Here is a 17,153-nt window from a genome sequence, read left to right on the forward strand (position 1 = left end):
GGGTCATGGGCGGGTTCTGGGCGCGGCGCTGGTCGCACACCTGGCCGGTGGTTGTCTGGGGTTCGGGCCCTTTTGGTTCACTCCCCCGAATCGCCACTCACGACCACCTGTACCGACGGCTTTACGCCAGGGAGAGGTCCCGCAGCAGCTTCGCGACGTGCCCGGTCGCGCGCACGTTGTACTGCGCCACGGCGATCTTGCCGTCCGCGTCGACGACGAAGGTCGAGCGGATGACGCCTTCGTAGACCTTGCCGTAGTTCTTCTTCTCGCCGAAGGCGCTGTACGCCTTGAGAACGGTCTTCTCCGTGTCGGAGAGCAGCGGGAAGGTCAGCTCCTCCGCCTCGACGAACTTCGCGAGCTTCGCGGGTTTGTCCGGGGAGATGCCGAGTACCTGATAGCCGGCGTCGTTGAGCTGCGCGAGGCTGTCCCGGAAGTCGCAGGCCTGCTTCGTGCAGCCCGGCGTCCCCGCGTTCGGGTAGAAGTACACGACGACCGACTTGCCGCGGAAGTCGCTGAGCGAGACGTCGTTGCCCTCGTGGTCGGGGAGGGTGAAATCGGGCGCGGTGTCGCCGGGGGAGAGTCGCTGCTCGGTCATGACGCACACGGTAGCGAACCGGTGCCCTCAGACCTTCCCGCAGTAGGTGGCGGCGACCGGCTCCGCGGGGTTCGGCCGGACCTGCAGACGCAGCCGCACCGGCTTGTCCGGAACGGCGAACGCCAGGTTCAGGTGTACCGACCGGCCGGGTGCGACGTCCTTGCCCGCGTCCGCGATGCCGTTGTAGCCCTGTACCGGATCGACGACCTGTTTGACCGACGAGCTTTCGCCGTCGACCTCACCGGTCACGGACAGCCCGGAGAGCCGGTAGACCCCGTCGCCGGCGTTCGTCACGTCGATGCCGAACGCCACCGCGCGCGGGCTCTGCGGATACGCCGACGTGCTGGGGCGGAACGACTTCGGCGCGGACACGGAGATCGTGACGCCGGTGGCGAAGCGGTGCGGGGCACCGAAGGCGAGGTCGCCTTCCGCGTGCGTCGCGGCCAGACCCTGCGCCGGGGTGTCCGCGCCTAGCGCCGCGGCCCCTTTTTCCGGTGCCGGAACCCCGCACGCGGCCGCCAGCAGCAACGAGCAGGCGGCGATCAAGAGCTTCGGGGTGCGCGGGGGCGCCATGTGCGGTTACTCCAGTCGGCGGGTCGGGTGGGCCGTTCGAGGTAGGTATTAGTGCCGAAGAGTCCAGAGTGACGGTCTTCGGCAGCTGAGAGGAGCGGCGCGGCCGGGTTGAGGCGCACCTGGTGTACACCCGTGGCCGTTCCGTGATCGGAAAGGTACGGCTAGTGACAGTCGTCACCTGAGTGGCACACCGGCCGCGCTCAAACGGCGAAGGCGAAGAACAGGATGAAGATCGCCAGGCCGGACACCCAGGCCACGATCAGCCAGCCGAAATCGCGCATCGGGTCGACCGCGCGGCTCTCCTCGCCGGGGACGTAGACACCGCGCTCTTCGAACCAGTCCGCCCACCGGGTCAGCCAGCGAAAGGGGCTTCGAGACGCCATGGCTGTCACAGTACGGGCACGGGTCAGCGGGGTCAGCCGGGGAGCCGCCGCCCAAAAGGGCGAATCGGGCGTACCTGTTATCGCCCGCTAGGCCCTTTTGTCCAACAGATTCACCCGTCAGGCTGTAGCAATGGCGCTGGGAATAGATGTCTACAGCCGCTTTCAGACTGTTACTGACTGGCAAGCCGTCAAGAAGCACGGCGTGACTTTCGTGTTCGTCAAGCTCACGGACGGTGGTGGTCTCCCGAACGGGGGGCGTAATACCGGCGACGCCTTGGTGGCCGGGGCGAGGGCCGCCGGTATTCCGGTAGGTGGTTACCATTTCGCTCAGGCGAGCCCGTCGCCTGAGGCACAGGCCGACTTGTTCATCGCGCAGGTCCGCAGGCTCGGGGCGACAGGCTGTGTCCCGATGCTCGACCTCGAGGACAACCCGCCGGGTTCGAGCGCACCGAACATCCCGGACGGGCGCAAGCGGGACTTCTCGATCAGATTCTGCAATCGCGTGGCGGAACACGGTTTCCGGCCCGGTATCTATCTGAACAACTCACTCGCGAAAATGCTGCGGCCGGATCGGTTCGGCGTACCGGACCTGGTGATCTGGATCGCGCGCTACGGCGCCAAACCCGACGCCGCAGCGGGCCGCTACGACGTGCATCAGTACTCGGACGCCGGCCAGATCCCCGGCATCCGTGCCAGCAGTGTCGACCTCAACGAGTCCTACACGAACGCCCACTTGACCGGCGGCGGCGGCGCCGCCCCGAAACGGAAGGCGACGACAGAACTCATGGAACGAAGGACCATTCCGGCCAGCCCGACCGTCACATCCGTGCGGTTGCTGCTCTCCGGCAGCGAAACGGCCGCGATCATCGTCCGGCCGCGTGTCGACGGCGACGGCACCACCGACGCTCCCGTCTGGCAGGGCAATATCTTCGCCTGGGGCAGCGACAAGGTCGGTGTCGGCGGGAATCCCTTGCAGACGCCCGGTTTCGATCCGAAAACGGTCGCGCACCGGCGGTACCACCTGCCGGGCGCGGTATGGGCCGATTTCGAATACAGCTCGAACGCGGATTTCGAGATCGACATCGTCGGCTGAGCGGCCCGAAAGTCCGTGAAGGCCTCCTTCCCTACCCTCAGAGTAGGGAAGGAGGCCTTCACGGACCTTCAGCTGTGGCCGGGAGCCGCGTCCCGGATGGCGTCCACGATGAACTGGTAACCCGTGCACCGGCACAGGTTCCCCGCGATCGCCTGCCGGATCTCGGCGTCCGTCGGGGCGGGGTTCTCCTTCAGCAGTTCCATCGCCGTCGCCAGCATCCCGGGTGTGCAGAATCCGCACTGCAGGCCGTGGTGCTTCCGGAACGACTCCTGCAGCGGACTCAGTTCACCATCTGAGGCGAGTCCTTCGATGGTGACGATCTCCGCCCCGTCCACCTGCACCGCCAGCAGGCAGCACGAACGCGCGCTCGCGCCGTCGAGGATGATCGTGCAGGAGCCGCAGACGCCGTGTTCGCAGCCGACGTGCACGCCGGTGAATCCCAGGTCGTGGCGCAGGAAGTCGGCCAGTGTCCGCCGCGGCTCGCAGTCCGCGCGGTAGGTCCGTCCGTTCACCGTCAGGGTGACCGTGATCATGCGCGCTCCTTCGCTCGCGCGATCGCCCGCCGGGTGAGGACCGCGGTCATCTCGCGCCGGTAGTCGGCCGGGGCGTGGAAGTCGCTTGGCGGATCCGTCGCGGCGGCGGCGAGTTCGGCCGCGACGGCGATCGCGTCGGCCGTCAGTGCGCTGCCGACGAGCGATTCCTCGGCGGCGGTGACCCGGATCGGCGTCGGGCCCGCGCCCCCGAGGGCGATCCGCGCGGTTTCGCAGACGTCACCGGACATCGTCACGGTGGCGAAGGCGGCGACCAGCGGCAGATCGCGGCTGCGGCGGCTCAATTCCTCGACAGCGTGACCGCCTTGACGCGTCGGCACCGAGATCCGGGTCAGCAGTTCGCCGGGACCCAGCGCCGTCCGATGCGGGCCGAGGAAGAAGTCGCGTGCGGCGACCAGCCGCTCACCCGCTGGGCCGTGGACACCGAATTCGGCGTCGAGCGCGACCAGCACCGCGGGCAGTTCCGCGGCGGGATCGGCGTGCGCGAGACTGCCGCCGATCGTGCCCCGGTTCCGGATCGCCGCGTGCCCCACGTAGCCGATCGCCTCGGCGAGCAGAGGGACCTCGGAGCGTACGGTTTCGGACAGTTCGACGACGCGGTGCCGGGTGAGCGCGCCGATCTCCAGCCGTCCGTTCTCCTCGCGTAAAAAGGAAAGCGCGTCGACGCGGTTGATGTCGACCACCAGCGGCGGCCGGATCCGGCGCAGATTCAGCAATGGCACCAGGCTCTGTCCGCCCGCCAGCACCCGCGCGTCCGGCGTGCCCGCCAGCGCGTCGACGGCCTCGTCGAGCGACGCGGCCCGGAGATAGTCGAACGGCGCGGCCTTCACCGGCGTGCTCCCCGTTTCATCGCGGCCAGCAGCCGGGGCGGGGTGATCGGCAGCGAGGTGATGTCGACGCCGTACTCGCGCAGTGCGTCTTCGACCGCGTGCGCGATCGCCGCGCCACCACCGATCACGCCCGCTTCCCCCATCCCCTTGAATCCGCCGGGAACGTGGTCGGCGGGCGTCGTCATATGGGATACGGAGAAGCGCGGGATCTCGGTCGCGGCAGGCAGCAGGTACCCGCTGAACGACGTGGTCTCCATCCGCCCGTCGGCGCCGTAGACCAGTTCCTCGTACAGCGCGCCGCCGATCGCCTGCGCCGCACCGCCGTGCAACTGCCCGTCCACGATCATCGGGTTGATCACGGTGCCGCAGTCGTGCGCGATCAGGTAGTCCAGCAGCGTCACCACGCCGGTCTCCCGGTCGACTTCGGCGAGGACGGCGGTGCAGCCGAAGGAGGTCGCGACGTTGACCGGGTCGTAGACTTCGCGCTCTTCCAGCGTCGGGGTCTCGTCCTCTGGCCATCCGCCGTTCAACCGCCGGTATGCCATGTCGCCGATCGCGGCGAGCGTGATCTCTTTGCCCGGCACTCCTTTCACCGAGACGACTCCGTCCTCGATGGACAGATCGTCGGGTGATACCTCCAGTAGGTGGCCCGCCACCCGCAGGATCTTCGCCCGCAACCTGGTCGACGCGTTCAGCACGGCCGCGCCGCCGACGGCCGCCCCGCGGCTCGCCGCCGTGCCGTATCCGGTGTACGGGCAGCTGTCGGTGTCCCCGGAAAGCACGGTGACGTGGTCGAGCGGGACGCCGAGTGTCTGCGCGGCCACCTGTGCCAGCGCCGTGTGGATGCCCTGGCCGATCGCCGACATTCCAGTGTGGACGGTCACATGCCCGGTCGAGTCGACCCGGACGACCTCCTCGTCGAACCCGGAATGTCCCAGTCCGGCGAGGTTGACGATCCGGCTCGGCCCGAACCCGGTCAGTTCGTTGTGGAAGGAATACCCGATGCCGACTCCGTTTCCGCGGCGCTTCGCCCAGCCCGCGTCTTCGACCGCTTTGAGGCAAAGGTCCAGGCAGTCTTCGTAGCGGCCGTTGTCGTAGACGAACACCGGGCTCTGGTAAGGAAACGCCTCTGGCGGGATGAAGTTCTTGCGCCGCACCGCGTGTGCGTCCACGCCGAGGTGTTTCGCCAGCTGTTCCACCAGATGTTCGTGGACGAAGTTCGCCTTCGGCAGCCCGTAACCGCGGAACGATCCGTACGGCGACCGGTTCGTCATCACGGCGACGAGGTTCAGTTCCACGTTCGGGATGGCGTACGGCCCGGTCAGCAGCGCGGTCGTCGTCCAGCACGGGCTGGCACCGGCGGAACCGAGCACACCGCCGAGGACGCCGTACACCGTGGCACGCAGCCCGGTGATCGTGCCGTCGCCTTTGGCCGCCAGTTCTACGTCGATCTTCTGCTCGCGCGAGTGCGCGTTGGCGACGAAGCTCTCCGCGCGATCTTCGATGAGCTTGACCGGTTTCCCGGTGCGCCGCGAGAGGATCGCCGCGACGACCTCCTCGGCGTAGAAGTCGAACTTGTTCCCGAAGCCGCCTCCGACGTCGGGAGTGCGTACGCGGATCCGGTCCATCGAGAGCCCGAAGATCTCGCCGAACAGCTCACGCGCGAGGTTGGGCGCCTGCGTCGAAAGCCAGACGTCGAGCCGGTCGGTGAACGGATCCCAGGTCGCCACCACGCCGCGTGTTTCGATCGGCGCGCCCATCTGGCGCGCGAAGCGGAACGATTCGGTGAGTACGACGTCGGCCTCGGCGAACGCGGCACTCACGTCACCCGTCGGGATCGTGCCGGTACCGGCGACGTTGTCCGGCCAGTCTTCGTAGAGCTTCGGCGCACCGTCCGCCAGCGCCTGTTCGAGGGTGCTGACGGCCGGGAGCTCCTCGTACTCGACCTCGATCAGTTCCAGCGCGTCTTCGGCGGTCGCGCGGTCCTTCGCCGCGACCGCCGCGACGCCTTGGCCGGGATACCGCACCTTGCCGACGGCGAGCGCGTGGTGCTCGGTCATCCGCATGTCCGGCAGGTTCGACCAGATCACCGGTTGCGGCGCCTTCGTGCTCGCGAGCACGTCTTCACCGGTGATCACGGCGAACACGCCGGGATGGGCGTTCGCGGCCGTGACGTCGACGCGGACGATCCGCGCGTGCGGCAGGGGACTGCGGAGGACGGCGGCCTCGAGCATCCCCGGTGCCAGGACGTCGTCGATGTACCGCGCCCGGCCGGTGAGCAGCCGGACGTCCTCCTGCCGGGTCACCCGCGCGCCGATCAGCCCCTCGCCCATGACCACACTTTCGCGCACCGACGGCCTTTCGCGCATCGTGCACACGGGTCACCCCCGGCGGGCGGATCCGGTCAGAGAATCCGTGCGACGCGGTAGGCGATCCCGCCGTCGACCAGATAGCCCGAGCCCGCGCACACCACGTCGTTCAGCCACGCGTAGCGCTCGTCGCCGGTTTCGAAGAGCGGATTCGTCCGGAAGTAGTACTCGGCCGGATCGACGAGGTGCCGGGTCGCGGGGTCGGCGAGTTCGGCGCGGCGTTCGGCCGGGATCCGCCAGCGGCCGCCGTAGGTCATGTGCAGCAGCGCGTCGTCGTGGGTGCGCAGGGTCAGCCGGACGTCGAGCACCATCGTGCCGTCCGTGCGGAACATCGCCCAGTCACCGCCGGTGGGCAGGACTTCGCCGCGCAGGTCAGGTCCGTCGAACGTGCCGCCTGCGGCGCCGAAGAACGTCCGGCCGCCGCCGATGTTCAGGGGAGGGTGCAGATCGACGACGATGTCGAAGAGCAGTTCCGTCCGGAGCTCGCCGACATCCTTCACGCGCGTGGTCATGAGCCGAACACCTTCCGCCGGACGGCGTCGGTGGAGACGCCGGACTGGGCGCAGAGCGTGGTGCCGTCGCTCGCGTGGCCGTCCAGGGCGACGTCGTAGTCGGGGAAGGCGGCGAAGAAGCGTGTCAGCGCCTTCTCGTTCTCGGCCCGGCCTTTCGCCGTTGTCCCGAAGGCCGGCGTCTCGAGCACCATGTCCGGATGCAGCAGCTCGAGTGCCGCGGGGATGTCTTGCCTGCTCTTGGCGACAGCCAGGGCGTGGGCGAGTGCGAAGCTCATGAACTAAACGTACGATCGTTCGTATAGTTAGGCAACCATTTAGTCCTCTAAACGCTCATGGCGGCCCGGTCCGCTTCCGGCAGCCATTGCCGTTCCGGGTCGAAGGGGCGGTAGCCGGACCGCACGTGCTCGATCAGCAGCGCCAGCGTGGGGTGCCGGTTCTCGCGCCGCCACAGCAGGGAGAACGGGTATACCGGCGTCGGATCGACGAGCGGGATCTGGACGACGTCCGGATTCCAGGGCACGTGCATCTTCGCGCCGACGAAACCGAGACGGTCCTTCGACTCGCTGAGGACCTCGATGTGGTGTTCGAGCCCGAAGTTCGGGCCATCGGTGTCGACGAGGACGCCGAACGCGGGGCACAGCTCCTGCCAGAATCCCGTCCATTCGCCGGCGCGCGCGTTGTACGGCATCCAGGCCGTCAGGCCGCCGAGTTCCGCCATGCCGACCCGGCGTCGCCGTGCGAGCGGATGCCGATGGCCGACCAGCAGATTCACGGGCTCCAGGTAGGCGGGTATGCGGTCGATCGCGGGATCCGGCACGGTGTTGACGCGGGCGAAGGCGGCATCGACCGAGTCGGGCAGCAGCGCCCTTCGCTTCGCGCCGAGGCCGGGCGTGACGAGTTCCAGCTCGTCGTCGTGGTCGGCGTGGAACGCCCGGATCACCTCCATGGTCGCCAGCCGCGTACCGAGGACGTCGACGCGCAGCGGACGGCGCCTGCCCTGGAGCCGCTCGACAGCCTGATCCGCGAGACTGATCAGCGCACGGGCGTGTTTGAGGAACTCTTCGCCGTCTTCGGTCGGCTCGGCCCCTCCGCGCGTCCGCGACAGCAGCCGCACGCCGAGATCCGACTCCAGCTTCGCGACCCGTTTGGAGATCGCCTGCTGGCTCACCCCCAGCTGGATCGCAGCCTCGCCGAAGTACCGGTCTTCGGCCACCGCGACGAACGCGCGGACCGCGCCGAGATCGAGCTCCATCTGTCCTACACCGCGCTGACGCGCAGCAACCGGAGCTGCCCGATCTCGGAGACGTTCTTCATCAGCTCGGAGTTCACCCAGGCGACGGTGTGCGCGAAGGTGAGGCCTGCTTCTTTGCCCCACGGGTAGCCAGAGGGAGCGTCCAGTTCGGCGTCGGTCAAGCGATCCAGGACCGTCAGCCATTCTTCGCGGAGTCCGCGCAGCCACTCGAAGGCGGAGTCTTCGCCGGGCCAGGTGATGTCTTCGCGTCCGCGCGGCGTCCGCCGGTTCGCGTGATCGAGGGCGACACTCCACCACCAGCCGATATGCCAGGTGAGCCAAGCGATCGTGGGGACGGGGACCGGGTCCGGTTCGGAGTCGGCCCAATCAGCGCGCCAGGCGCCGTCGGCGTCCTGGCGCACGGTCCAGCAGAGATGCCCGGGCTCCCAGAGGAAATCCTCGGGCTTCAGCTCCGCGAGGTGGTACTCGAACAGCGACCAGGTCAGCTCGAACTGCCAACGCGACAATGCGGAACTCGATGCGGGCACCCGCCGGATCTTCCCGGCGCGGTCGTCATGGGCGCAACCTGATTATCTTGGCGGGCATGAAGTGCTGGCCGCGTCCCGCTCCGTCGCGCGGTGCTACGTCGAGGCCATCGAGACCGCGAGCCTCACCGGGCAGACCCTCACCCCTTAAGTGGACACGGTGACCGGTTATCGGCTAGCTTCGGATCCATTGAAGTGGACACGGCGTTCACTTGAGGAGGATCCGATGACTCCACTGCCGCGTGACCAGTTCCCCGCCACGAACCGTTGGGCCTACCTCAATCACGCCGGGATCTGCCCGCTTCCCGCGTCCTCGGTGGAAGCCATGCACCGGCAGGCCGTCGAGGTATCGCTGGACGGCGAGTTCACCTACGCCGCCCACAGCGCGGCTGTCGAACGGTTTCGCGGTTCGGCGGCGGCCCTGATGGGAGTACCGGCCCGCGACGTCGCCTTCGTGAAGAACACCAGCACCGGCCTCGGTTTCGTCGCGAACGGACTCGACTGGTCACCGGGTGACCGGGTCGTCATCCCCGACTTCGAGTTCCCGTCCACGCTGTATCCGTGGCTCGCGCTCGCCGATCGCGGCGTGGTGGTGGACCGGGTGCGCCCGGACGGCCCCGGCGGGCGGCTCACCGTCGAGGCCTTCGCCGAGACGGTCGCCGCGGGCCCGCCGCCCAAACTCGTGGTGACCAGCTGGGTCCAGTTCGGTCGCGGCTGGCGGGTCGATCTCGCGGCGCTGGGCCGGGTGTGCCGGGAGGTCGGCGCGCTGTTCTGTGTCGACGTCATCCAGGGGCTCGGGGTGCTCCCGGCGCGGCTGGCGGAGTGGGGTGTCGACTTCGCGATGGCCGACGGACACAAATGGCTGCTGGGCCCGCAGGGCTGCGGCGTGCTCTATGTCCGGGAGTCCTGTTTGGACCTGCTGCGGCCGCTGGAGCCGGGCTGGAACTCAGTCGTCCATCGGGAAGAGTGGGACAACCTGGCCTATACGCCGGACGACACCGCCCGGCGGCTGGAAGGCGGAATGCCGAACATCGCCGGGATCGTCGCACTCGGCACCTCGATCGAGCTGATCCTGTCGGCGGGCGTCGACGAGATCTGGTCGCATGTGGACGGTCTCTGCGGCAGGCTCCGCGCCGGTCTCGCCGGGATCGGCGCGACGGTGTTGTCGGACAGCGCCGCGGCGCACCGGTCGGGAATCGTGAGCGCGCATGTGGACGGCCCGCCGATCCCCTTGCTGGCGGAACGGCTGAAGGCGCGGGGGATCGCGTGCTCGGCGCGCTCCGGCGGGCTCCGGATCTCGCCGCACGGCTACAACACCGAGGCGGAGATCGACCGCCTGATCGACGCGGTGGCCGAGGCCGGGGTCTCCAATTCCGCTTGACCGCGCTGCCACAGTGAATTCTCGTGGCGAACCATGACGACGACCGAAAAGAACTCCTCCGACTGGCCGGGCTGGCGACGCCGATGGCGCTGCGGGTCGCGGTCACCCTCCGGCTGCCGGACCGGCTGTCCGGTGACGGCGCGAACGCCGACGAACTCGCGGCGGAACTGGGCCAGTCCCCGCTCGCCCTCGGTCTGCTCCTCGGTCATCTCACGACCTTGGGCGTCCTCGAACGGACGTCGAGCGGCTACCGCACCACCGAATACGGCGCGAACCTCCGTGCCGACGCCGGGAACGGCCTCGCCGGGCTACTGGACATGGAGGCCGCCGGCGGGCGAGGCGAACTGGCGTTCGTCGAACTCGCGCACAGCGTCGCCACCGGCCAGGCGGGCTACATCCGCCGCTACGGCCAGGACTTCTGGGCCGATCTCGCCGAGAACCCCCGGCTGCGGGAGACGTTCGACCGGCAGATGACCCAGCGGTTCCTGGCGCAGGTACCGAGATTCGTCGCCGGATTCGACTGGTCCCGGTTCGGCACGATCGTCGACGTCGGCGGGGGTCACGGCAGCCTGCTCGCCGCGATACTGACGGCCAACCCCTCGATGCGCGGGCATCTCGTCGATCTCGCGCCCACCGCGGCCGCCGCCGAGAAGGAACTGCGAGCGCAGGGCCTCGGAGACCGGATCGAGGTGACGGCGGGCAGCTTCTTCGACCCGCTCCCGGCCGGCGCGGACGCGTACCTGCTGTCCGACATCCTCCACGACTGGGACGACGAGCACGCCCATCGCATCCTGGCCCGCTGCGCCGAGGCGGCGCGCCCGGGAGGCCGCGTCCTCGTCATCGAGGCGGTCGGCGGACTAGGGGCTCAGACCGAATGGGACCTGGTCATGCTCGTGCTCTACGGCGGCCGCGAGCGGCGTCTCGACGAGCTTCGTGAACTCGCCTCCGCCCACGGCCTGGTCTTCGACTCGATCACCTCGTTGACCGAGCAGCGCAGTCTCCTGGAGTTCCATCTTCAAGATATTCCTTGACAAGAATATTCTCTGAGGTGAATACTTCTCGGCATGGAGCAGATCGCAGCAGCACTGGGAGACGGAGCGAGGTGGCGCATCGTCGAGCTTCTCGCCGAGCGGCCCCGGTCCGTCGGTGAGCTCGCCGAGCTGACCGGCCTGCGGCAGCCGCAGACCACCAAACACCTCCAGACCCTCGCTCGCGTCGGTCTCGTGACGGTCTTCCCGCTCGGGCAGCGTCGCGTCTACGCGGTCGAGGCCGCCCCGCTGAAGGAATTCGGAAGCCGGCTGGGGGAGCTGATCGCGACCATCCAGGCGAACGAGGGCGAACGAGATGTCCTCACGCGCTATCAGGCCGCGATCAGCGCGGATTCCGCTGCCGCGGATCGTGCTCGGTGGGCGGACGGACGCGCGTTCTCGTTCGACCGCTCGCTCGCCGCGCCGCGAGACGTCGTCTGGCGGCAGTGGACCGAGCCCGCTCTGCTCGCGTCCTGGTGGGCGCCGCCGTCGATGACCGTCACCGACTGCGTCATCGAACCGAGGACGGGCGGACGTGTCGTCCTCGACTATCGCGACGCGGAGGGGCGGTATCGCTCGGAAGGAAAGGTCCACGCCGCGAAGGAACTCGAACACCTCGAGTTCGATCTCTCGGTGCTGGACGGCAAGGGAGAAACCTTCTTCACCGGTCACTACGACCTGACGTTCACCGACGCGCCCAACGGGACCCGGCTCCGGCTGGACCTGCGCATCACCGAAACCACCGTCGAGGCCGTCCCCTTCATCGCCGGGATCGAAACCGGCTGGGGCCAGGTGCTCGACAACCTCGCGAACCGACTCAGCACTCACGAAAAGGAATGAACGACATGACGAACTCGGCCGGCCGCCGCGTCACCGCGAACATCAGCCTCAGCCTCGACGGTCACTACAGCGGCCCCGGCGGCCCCGGTGACATGGGTGCGATCGTTTCGTACGCGACCACCGACGTCGCCCGCGGTCACCTCGCCCGCATCCACGAAAACGCGACGACGGCGCTGCTCGGCAGAAAGAACGCCGAGGGCTTCCTGGGCTTCTGGCCGACCGTCGCCGCCGACGAGAACGCCGACCCGCGAGACCGCGCCTACGCGAAGTGGCTGGTGGACGCGGAGAAGGTGGTCCTCTCCACGACACTGACCGAGTCCCCCTGGGAACGCGCCCGCGTGGTGAACGCCCCCGCCTCGGAGGTCGTCGCCGGACTCAAGGCGAGCGGCGAGGGCGAAATCCTGGTCAACAGCAGCGCGAGCGTGATCAAGGCACTGCTCGCGGACGACCTGATCGACCGGCTGTACCTGATGATCTGCCCCGAGATCACCGGCGGCGGGCAGCGGTTGTTCGTCGACGGCCTGCCTGCTTCGAAGTGGAAGCTGACCTATCAGGAGGTCGGGGAGCTGGGGGAGATGGCCGTGGTCTACGACCGCGTTCGCTGATCTTCGGGTGGCTCCGGCGTCTCGCCTTCGATGGCGGGACGCCGGTGTTCGCTCTTCTCGATCAGCTCACCGATTTCGCGGATCACGCCTTCCGCGTCTTTCGCCCGCTTCACGTCGATCTTGATTTGCGTACCTTCGCGGCTCTTGATCGTGAGCGTGACATCGGCCCGCGTCTGGGTGAGCCAGGTGGTCACCGAGCGGGCGAGGACGGCCCCTGCGCCACCGGAGCCGAGCGCTACGACGAGGACGTCGACGACGCTTCCCATCTCGCCGGGGCGGATCGGCTGTCGCCGGTCGGCGACTCGGCCGCGGAAGTCGTCCTCGTTCGCCAACCAGGATCGCAGGGACCGGAAGTACTGGTCGGAGTTGTCGCCTTCGACGGCGAGGAAGACTTCGGAGTGCGCTGTCATGGCGTCCCAGTTCCCTGATAGTCCTTGGTGATGATCACGATGACGCCAGGTCCGGCGTTCTGAATCCCCTCGAACCGGGGCTCGGCTCGGATTCCGAACCGGGCCGCCAGGGCCTTGGCAGCCGTCTCTTCGTCGGTTCCGGGACGGTAGTACGCGGCTGACGTGGGAAGTTTTCCCGCAAAGTTGCTTACGTCAACGACATTCCAGCCATCGGCTCTGAAGTCATCGCGGGCCTTCTCTCCGAGGCCGGGGACCGTCGAGTTGTTGTACACGCGCACGGTGACCGACTTGAAGCCCTGGCTACTGCCCGTCGCAGGCGCCGCGCTGCTGGTCGTCGACGGCGGTGTCGTAAGCGTGCTTCCGCTTGTCGTCGGCGAGCTGGAACTCGACGGAGGGGTGGTGGGTGGCGTCTTCGCGGAGTTCGCCGTCGTGTCCGGTGCGTTGGCGATCATGACGATGACGGTGGTGACGAGAGCGGCGACCGCCGCGATCACGGAGACGGCGATGACCCTCGTGCGCGATCGCGCACCGGAAATGCCAGGCGTCACCTCGTCCGGAGGAGGTGACGGTTCGGCGAAGGCGGTCGCCGGGTTGCGAGTGAGTGCCAGTTGGCCGACGGTGTCGGTGCCCCGCTGGGACGGCAAGGGCAAACCGCGGATGCGCATGGCGTGCCGGAGCTGGGTGTAGACCGTGCTGAGGGGAAGCAGTTCGAGGCCGTCCGCGACACCCCGGTTCAGCACGTCCAGCAGCGCGCCGGTGAACACGGTGAACCGCTCTCCAGCAGGAGCCAGCGAAAGGGCGTTCCCCGGCACGGAGGCCAACGTGTAGGAACCGGCGATCTCGGCCTGGCCGAGTAAAGCGTCGGTCTTGGTGGCCATGAAGTCGTGCACCGCGCGACCACTGAAGCAACAGTCCAAGATCAGAATGCGGTTGGTCGCCTTGCTGTTCAGGAACACCTGCCGCACGATCTCGAAAGGCAGGGCGCTGACCTCGAGTTCGTCGTGGTCGGTGTCGGGCAGCGCCAGATAGAGCTCTTGCTTGACCGGCCCGAGCAGGCCGTGCCCGGCGAAGTAGACCAGCAGGGTGTCGGTGGCCAGACTGGCGGATTCCCTCAACTGCCTGTACGCCGTGCGCACGGTGTCAGGATTGCTGACGATGGCACAGCGGTCGGAACTGAAGCCGCCGTAGTGGGGGTCGGTCAGGGCCAACGCCAAGGCCGTGAGGTTGTTGGACACGGCGGGAAGGTCCGGTATATCGGTGTCGTGGTAGCGGCTCGCGCCGATCAGGACGGCGTATGAGCGATCGGGATCCGGTAATCGCACCTGCTGACATCCGTAGTTCTGGGCCTGGAGGCCGCGGCGACTGACCGGGGTCAGTATTCCATCGCGGTACGTGCTTCCGGGAGGTATCGGGGTCCTCGGCGTGATCCGTGGAGAAGCGACCCGCAAACGCATGATTCCGTCGATGCGCACGTCAAGTGTCCTCACGGGCGCGATGCGAGGCTATCAACTACAATCCGGTTTCCTGTACTATAGTTGTTGTTCCTGTACTATAGTGGGTAACTCGGCGCGTACTTAGAGGAGGCGAATCGTGGATTTGAGCCGACCGTTGATGACGGTCACCCCCACGGTCGACGGCGATGTCCTCGCCGTACTCGCCAACCACGACGGCATCTTCACCACCGGGCAGCTGCATCGGCTGCTGGCACGGCATTCGGAGGAGGGCATCCGTAAGGTGCTGCGCCGCCTGACGAAGCAGGGTGTCGTGTTGTCCGACAGGGTCGGGAATGCCTTCGCGTACCGGCTCAATCGTGATCACCTCGCGGCGGAGCACATCGTCGGGCTCGCCCAAATGCGCAAGACACTCCTGGAGCGCATCGAGGATCGTCTGGAGTCGTGGGAGATCCCGCCGGTGTACGCCGCTGTATTCGGCTCGGTGGCACGCGGCGAGATGACAGACGACAGCGACGTGGACCTTCTGCTGATCCGGCCGGATGACGCCGATGACGATCCCTGGGAAACGCAGGTTCACGAACTGGCGGTCGAGGTGACCCGCTGGGTCGGCAACGACACTCGTCCCCTGGAGTTCACGGAAGCCGAACTCACCGACCGCGCATACGACGAGGTCGTCCTGCGCGATGTGGTGCGGGACGGGCTCACCGTCGCCGGGAGCCGGGCTTGGCTGGCCAGTCACTTGAGAACGAGAAAAGGCTGACGTGCGAACTCGACAGTGCGACGTGAGCGTCCAACGCGGGCGCCTGGGCAAGGCGAATCAGTTCCTCGAGGCAGCCGACACGATTCGCGAACTTGCCTGCGAGCACGAGGAAGTGACCGACGCGTACGTGACCTTGTGCGTCCACGCGGGCATCGCGGCGTCTGACGTCATCTGCTGCGCCAGGCTGGGTGAGCATGCGCTGGGTGAAAGTCATGATGAAGCGATCGGCTTGTTGGCCAAGGCGGACAAGGACGTCGCGAGACACTTGAGGGCCTTGCTCTGTTGAGAACTTGACGGGTCCGCCGCACGCGCCGGTGCGTGCGGCGGGGTTGGGGTGGGCCCGGAGAGACTCGAACTCTCACTGGCACGGACCTAAACCGTGTGCCTCTGCCAATTGGGCTACGGGCCCCAGTACCGCCTCGAAATCGTAGCGTGCGACACGATCGGCGTTTCTCGGCGTGGCCGGTGCCGCCGGAGGGGGTGACGTCCTCTAACGTGGGGCCCCTGCAGGTACGTTGCGGCGAGGAGGACACGTGGCTCGCGATCCGGAGACCATCGAGCGTGAGATCGAGCAGGCCAGGAACGCGCTGGTCGCCACGCTCGACCAGCTGGGCACGAAGGCGAACCCCGCGAAGCTGGTGGATTCCGCGAAGACCGGCCTGCGCGCGAAGCTGGACGAGCCCAAGGTGAAGTACCCGCTCATCGGCGGTGCGGTGCTGATCGGCGTGCTGCTGATCCGCAAGCTCCTGAAGTAGGTCTCAGGAGGTCTGGGCCGCCTTGGCCGGTGCCTTGGCGGGCTCGTCCTTCTTCTTGGACTTCGCCTCCTCGACGGCCTTCGGGAGTTCCTTGCCCTGGGGCACCGGCGGCTTGGCGATCTTCTCCTTGGCCTTGCCGTTCGCCGGGGGAGGAACCTCGAGGGGCTCGATCTCCGGGAGTGTGAGTCTCGCCGTCATGTAGGCGGCGGTGAACTCGAGCGCGCTGCCGTTGAGCAGGTGCACAACGGTCGACCGCTCCGGCGGGGACAGTTTCTCGACCAGCTGGTCGGCCCGGTCCCGTGCCGCGATGATGCCCGGCGCGCGACCGGTCAGTTCCTTACCGGAGCCGCTGACCGTGATTTTCCAGTCGTCGTCCTCCTGGACGTACGACGCGGTGATCGGTTCGGTCATCCGCCTCACCCCTCTCCCTCGCGAGCATGCGTCACTACTGTGGACTTCGCCACTCCGCCGCCATGACGCCGCTTTCGTGCAGCGGCGCCCCCTCCTGGTGGAGGTCGTGACTGTCCATCAGAGTTTCTACAGTGTCATCGATACAGTAGGACAACTCTGTGTCACAAGACACTGGCGGCAATGTGCTCTGAGTGACGACCGAATGGCCTAATGCACGCGCATCTTCACAGTCGCTTCAGCGGGCCCTCGCCGACAGGCCCGACCAGAGGATGTCCATCGCGTATCCGGTGGCCATTTCGGGGCTGACGTCCTCGTGTCGTTCGCACCAGATCGCGAGTCGTTCACACGCGCCGACGACGAATTCCGCGGACGCTTCGGCGCGGAAGTCGTCGCCCGCTTCGATGTAGTCGCTCATCAGCGCGGCGATCAGGTCGGTCTGCTGACGCCGGGTCTGCTCGATCTCGTCGGCGGCCGGCGTGCCGATGAGGGCCATCTCGTGCCGGAGAAGCGACCAGGCCTGCCGTCGTTCCCGGATGAAGACGAAGAAGGCGAGCAGACCTCGCCGCAGCGCTTCCTCGGCGGTGGTGGCGCCCACGGTCGCGCGTTCGGTCGCCTCGCGCAGCGCCGCCCGCGACTGCTGGATGCAGGCCAGCAGCAGTCCCTCTTTCGAGTTGAAGTACTCGTAGAGCATCGGCTTGGAGACGCCGACGCGTTCGGCGATCTCGTCCATCGAGGCCGCGGTGTAACCGCGTTCGGAGAAGACTTCTTCGGCGATCTCGATCATCTGCCGCATCCGCTCTGCCCGTGGCACGCGTTTGCGCTTCGCC

The 17,153-nt window shown here is 67.6% G+C and carries 22 protein-coding genes and 1 tRNA gene; 8 read left to right on the forward strand and 15 right to left on the reverse strand.

Annotated elements, in window-relative coordinates; genetic code table 11:
- Window positions 1–121: 121 nt before the first annotated feature.
- The 3 genes from bcp to ACZ5ZX_RS07750 all read right to left on the reverse strand — a co-directional run bounded on the left by bcp (window position 122) and on the right by ACZ5ZX_RS07750 (window position 1,551).
- Window positions 122–595, reverse strand: coding sequence for a thioredoxin-dependent thiol peroxidase (bcp, locus tag ACZ5ZX_RS07740; protein ID WP_465501218.1), 474 nt, complete (start codon window positions 593–595; stop codon window positions 122–124).
- A 27-nt stretch (window positions 596–622) separates the two neighbouring features.
- Window positions 623–1,168 (reverse strand): hypothetical protein, encoded by a 546-nt coding sequence (locus tag ACZ5ZX_RS07745; RefSeq protein ID WP_465501219.1) that lies wholly within the window; start codon window positions 1,166–1,168, stop codon window positions 623–625.
- Between the two features lie 200 nt (window positions 1,169–1,368).
- Window positions 1,369–1,551 carry a hypothetical protein gene (locus tag ACZ5ZX_RS07750; RefSeq protein ID WP_007028251.1) on the reverse strand — a complete coding sequence of 61 codons (183 nt, stop codon included), beginning with the start codon at window positions 1,549–1,551 and terminating at the stop codon, window positions 1,369–1,371.
- Window positions 1,552–1,681: 130 nt separating this feature from the next.
- Here ACZ5ZX_RS07750 and ACZ5ZX_RS07755 point away from each other — a divergent pair, with 130 nt between their 5' ends.
- Entirely contained in the window at window positions 1,682–2,644 is a 963-nt protein-coding gene (locus ACZ5ZX_RS07755; protein ID WP_465501220.1) for a glycoside hydrolase family 25 protein, read from the forward strand.
- A gap of 68 nt (window positions 2,645–2,712) precedes the next feature.
- Here ACZ5ZX_RS07755 and ACZ5ZX_RS07760 read toward each other — a convergent pair whose 3' ends face one another.
- The 7 genes from ACZ5ZX_RS07760 to ACZ5ZX_RS07790 form a co-directional block, all read right to left on the reverse strand.
- Window positions 2,713–3,177 (reverse strand): (2Fe-2S)-binding protein, encoded by a 465-nt coding sequence (locus tag ACZ5ZX_RS07760; RefSeq protein WP_465501221.1) that lies wholly within the window; start codon window positions 3,175–3,177, stop codon window positions 2,713–2,715.
- Entirely contained in the window at window positions 3,174–4,025 is an 852-nt protein-coding gene (locus ACZ5ZX_RS07765) for an FAD binding domain-containing protein (protein ID WP_465501222.1), read from the reverse strand. The genes ACZ5ZX_RS07760 and ACZ5ZX_RS07765 overlap by 4 nt, the downstream gene beginning before the upstream one ends.
- Window positions 4,022–6,358 carry a xanthine dehydrogenase family protein molybdopterin-binding subunit gene (locus ACZ5ZX_RS07770; protein ID WP_465501223.1) on the reverse strand — a complete coding sequence of 779 codons (2,337 nt, stop codon included), beginning with the start codon at window positions 6,356–6,358 and terminating at the stop codon, window positions 4,022–4,024. Before ACZ5ZX_RS07770 ends, ACZ5ZX_RS07765 begins: the two co-directional genes overlap by 4 nt.
- A 71-nt stretch (window positions 6,359–6,429) precedes the next feature.
- Window positions 6,430–6,906, reverse strand: a complete 477-nt coding sequence (locus ACZ5ZX_RS07775; protein WP_465501224.1) for a DUF3237 domain-containing protein — start codon at window positions 6,904–6,906, stop codon at window positions 6,430–6,432.
- Window positions 6,903–7,181 (reverse strand): nuclear transport factor 2 family protein, encoded by a 279-nt coding sequence (locus ACZ5ZX_RS07780; RefSeq protein ID WP_465501225.1) that lies wholly within the window; start codon window positions 7,179–7,181, stop codon window positions 6,903–6,905. Before ACZ5ZX_RS07780 ends, ACZ5ZX_RS07775 begins: the two co-directional genes overlap by 4 nt.
- Before the next feature lie 47 nt (window positions 7,182–7,228).
- On the reverse strand, window positions 7,229–8,158 hold the full coding sequence (locus ACZ5ZX_RS07785) for a LysR family transcriptional regulator (RefSeq protein ID WP_465501226.1): 930 nt from the start codon (window positions 8,156–8,158) through the stop codon (window positions 7,229–7,231).
- Window positions 8,159–8,163: 5 nt separating this feature from the next.
- Entirely contained in the window at window positions 8,164–8,685 is a 522-nt protein-coding gene (locus tag ACZ5ZX_RS07790; RefSeq protein ID WP_465501227.1) for a DinB family protein, read from the reverse strand.
- Window positions 8,686–8,908: 223 nt separating this feature from the next.
- On the opposite strand from ACZ5ZX_RS07790, the gene ACZ5ZX_RS07795 reads away from it, so the two are divergent.
- From ACZ5ZX_RS07795 to ACZ5ZX_RS07810, 4 genes are read left to right on the forward strand one after another with little or no spacing between them, the layout of a single operon-like run.
- Window positions 8,909–10,063, forward strand: a complete 1,155-nt coding sequence (locus tag ACZ5ZX_RS07795; protein WP_465501228.1) for an aminotransferase class V-fold PLP-dependent enzyme — start codon at window positions 8,909–8,911, stop codon at window positions 10,061–10,063.
- Window positions 10,064–10,086: 23 nt separating this feature from the next.
- Window positions 10,087–11,094, forward strand: coding sequence for a methyltransferase (locus tag ACZ5ZX_RS07800; protein ID WP_465501229.1), 1,008 nt, complete (start codon window positions 10,087–10,089; stop codon window positions 11,092–11,094).
- A gap of 33 nt (window positions 11,095–11,127) precedes the next feature.
- Window positions 11,128–11,931 carry a metalloregulator ArsR/SmtB family transcription factor gene (locus ACZ5ZX_RS07805; protein ID WP_465501230.1) on the forward strand — a complete coding sequence of 268 codons (804 nt, stop codon included), beginning with the start codon at window positions 11,128–11,130 and terminating at the stop codon, window positions 11,929–11,931.
- Between the two features lie 5 nt (window positions 11,932–11,936).
- A complete protein-coding gene (locus tag ACZ5ZX_RS07810) occupies window positions 11,937–12,536 on the forward strand; it encodes a dihydrofolate reductase family protein (RefSeq protein ID WP_465501231.1) in 600 nt (199 codons plus the stop codon).
- On the opposite strand, the gene ACZ5ZX_RS07815 is transcribed toward ACZ5ZX_RS07810, so the two are convergent.
- Window positions 12,518–12,946: an effector-associated constant component EACC1 gene (locus tag ACZ5ZX_RS07815; RefSeq protein WP_465501232.1), complete on the reverse strand. Its 429-nt coding sequence runs from the start codon at window positions 12,944–12,946 to the stop codon at window positions 12,518–12,520. The two genes, ACZ5ZX_RS07810 and ACZ5ZX_RS07815, sit on opposite strands and share 19 nt — an antisense overlap.
- Window positions 12,943–14,400: a caspase, EACC1-associated type gene (locus ACZ5ZX_RS07820; protein WP_465501627.1), complete on the reverse strand. Its 1,458-nt coding sequence runs from the start codon at window positions 14,398–14,400 to the stop codon at window positions 12,943–12,945. Before ACZ5ZX_RS07820 ends, ACZ5ZX_RS07815 begins: the two co-directional genes overlap by 4 nt.
- 136 nt (window positions 14,401–14,536) lie before the next feature.
- On the opposite strand from ACZ5ZX_RS07820, the gene ACZ5ZX_RS07825 reads away from it, so the two are divergent.
- Entirely contained in the window at window positions 14,537–15,160 is a 624-nt protein-coding gene (locus tag ACZ5ZX_RS07825; protein WP_465501233.1) for a nucleotidyltransferase domain-containing protein, read from the forward strand.
- A 22-nt stretch (window positions 15,161–15,182) separates the two neighbouring features.
- Window positions 15,183–15,446 carry a hypothetical protein gene (locus tag ACZ5ZX_RS07830; RefSeq protein ID WP_465501234.1) on the forward strand — a complete coding sequence of 88 codons (264 nt, stop codon included), beginning with the start codon at window positions 15,183–15,185 and terminating at the stop codon, window positions 15,444–15,446.
- A 49-nt stretch (window positions 15,447–15,495) separates the two neighbouring features.
- Here the strand turns inward: ACZ5ZX_RS07830 and ACZ5ZX_RS07835 are convergent.
- Window positions 15,496–15,569, reverse strand: a tRNA-Leu gene (locus ACZ5ZX_RS07835).
- Window positions 15,570–15,693: 124 nt separating this feature from the next.
- On the opposite strand from ACZ5ZX_RS07835, the gene ACZ5ZX_RS07840 reads away from it, so the two are divergent.
- Window positions 15,694–15,915: a DUF3618 domain-containing protein gene (locus tag ACZ5ZX_RS07840; RefSeq protein WP_005165704.1), complete on the forward strand. Its 222-nt coding sequence runs from the start codon at window positions 15,694–15,696 to the stop codon at window positions 15,913–15,915.
- 3 nt (window positions 15,916–15,918) lie between these two features.
- On the opposite strand, the gene ACZ5ZX_RS07845 is transcribed toward ACZ5ZX_RS07840, so the two are convergent.
- The gene (locus tag ACZ5ZX_RS07845) at window positions 15,919–16,326 is read right to left on the reverse strand and encodes a hypothetical protein (protein ID WP_465501235.1); all 408 of its coding nucleotides are present in this window, start codon (window positions 16,324–16,326) and stop codon (window positions 15,919–15,921) included.
- A gap of 235 nt (window positions 16,327–16,561) precedes the next feature.
- On the reverse strand, window positions 16,562–17,119 hold the full coding sequence (locus tag ACZ5ZX_RS07850; RefSeq protein ID WP_465501628.1) for a TetR/AcrR family transcriptional regulator: 558 nt from the start codon (window positions 17,117–17,119) through the stop codon (window positions 16,562–16,564).
- Between the last annotated feature and the right edge of the window lie 34 nt (window positions 17,120–17,153).

The organism is Amycolatopsis sp. NPDC033938 (assembly GCF_055575975.1).

Bases quoted from the DNA above. Each gene is read 5' to 3' on its own strand.
- bcp (WP_465501218.1), bottom strand. From the start codon at position 595: ATGACCGAGCAGCGACTCTCCCCCGGCGACACCGCGCCCGATTTCACC.
- ACZ5ZX_RS07745 (WP_465501219.1), bottom strand. From the start codon at position 1,168: ATGGCGCCCCCGCGCACCCCGAAGCTCTTGATCGCCGCCTGCTCGTTG.
- ACZ5ZX_RS07750 (WP_007028251.1), bottom strand. From the start codon at position 1,551: ATGGCGTCTCGAAGCCCCTTTCGCTGGCTGACCCGGTGGGCGGACTGG.
- ACZ5ZX_RS07755 (WP_465501220.1), top strand. From the start codon at position 1,682: ATGGCGCTGGGAATAGATGTCTACAGCCGCTTTCAGACTGTTACTGAC.
- ACZ5ZX_RS07760 (WP_465501221.1), bottom strand. From the start codon at position 3,177: ATGATCACGGTCACCCTGACGGTGAACGGACGGACCTACCGCGCGGAC.
- ACZ5ZX_RS07770 (WP_465501223.1), bottom strand. From the start codon at position 6,358: ATGGGCGAGGGGCTGATCGGCGCGCGGGTGACCCGGCAGGAGGACGTC.
- ACZ5ZX_RS07775 (WP_465501224.1), bottom strand. From the start codon at position 6,906: ATGACCACGCGCGTGAAGGATGTCGGCGAGCTCCGGACGGAACTGCTC.
- ACZ5ZX_RS07780 (WP_465501225.1), bottom strand. From the start codon at position 7,181: ATGAGCTTCGCACTCGCCCACGCCCTGGCTGTCGCCAAGAGCAGGCAA.
- ACZ5ZX_RS07785 (WP_465501226.1), bottom strand. From the start codon at position 8,158: ATGGAGCTCGATCTCGGCGCGGTCCGCGCGTTCGTCGCGGTGGCCGAA.
- ACZ5ZX_RS07795 (WP_465501228.1), top strand. From the start codon at position 8,909: ATGACTCCACTGCCGCGTGACCAGTTCCCCGCCACGAACCGTTGGGCC.
- ACZ5ZX_RS07805 (WP_465501230.1), top strand. From the start codon at position 11,128: ATGGAGCAGATCGCAGCAGCACTGGGAGACGGAGCGAGGTGGCGCATC.
- ACZ5ZX_RS07810 (WP_465501231.1), top strand. From the start codon at position 11,937: ATGACGAACTCGGCCGGCCGCCGCGTCACCGCGAACATCAGCCTCAGC.
- ACZ5ZX_RS07815 (WP_465501232.1), bottom strand. From the start codon at position 12,946: ATGACAGCGCACTCCGAAGTCTTCCTCGCCGTCGAAGGCGACAACTCC.
- ACZ5ZX_RS07820 (WP_465501627.1), bottom strand. From the start codon at position 14,400: ATGCGTTTGCGGGTCGCTTCTCCACGGATCACGCCGAGGACCCCGATA.
- ACZ5ZX_RS07845 (WP_465501235.1), bottom strand. From the start codon at position 16,326: ATGACCGAACCGATCACCGCGTCGTACGTCCAGGAGGACGACGACTGG.
- ACZ5ZX_RS07850 (WP_465501628.1), bottom strand. From the start codon at position 17,119: ATGCGGCAGATGATCGAGATCGCCGAAGAAGTCTTCTCCGAACGCGGT.